At 47.4% G+C, this 367-nt stretch carries 1 protein-coding gene; it reads right to left on the bottom strand.

Features of this window, described 5'->3' with window-relative positions; translation table 11 throughout:
• Positions 1-367: Ig-like domain-containing protein (locus ACNG5D_RS15865; protein WP_418184509.1), on the bottom strand; the 367-nt coding region annotated here is incomplete at both ends.

The following is a 367-nucleotide window of genomic DNA, read 5'->3' as shown; positions in this document are numbered from 1 at the left end:
CCGTCTGGGTTTAATGTCACCACACTACCGTCACTTAAGGTGACCGGGTTACCAACGCTGATTGGTGTGCCGTCTACTTCCGTAATCACCATGTTATTGTTATCGCCATCTGGATCGTTATCCCCATCTAATGCGTTAACTGGTACATCCGTGTTGATCGTCGCATTGCCTATCGTTTCATCGTCCGCTACTGGAGGTAATTGATCGAAGGTGATAGCGACTTGACCTTGATCGCTTAAACCGTCTTCATCTTCTACCGTATAGGTGAAGTTGATTGGTTCTGTGCTATCCGTTACTGGGGTTACACTTAATGTGCCGTCTGGGTTTAATGTCACCACACTACCGTCACTTAAGGTGACCGGGTTAC

The sequence above is a fragment of the Algibacter ulvanivorans genome (assembly GCF_048381495.1).
In the GTDB taxonomy this organism is placed as follows: domain Bacteria; phylum Bacteroidota; class Bacteroidia; order Flavobacteriales; family Flavobacteriaceae; genus Algibacter_B; species Algibacter_B ulvanivorans.
Note: the sequence above shows the minus strand (reverse complement) of the source record. Positions and strands in the feature narration are given on the sequence as shown.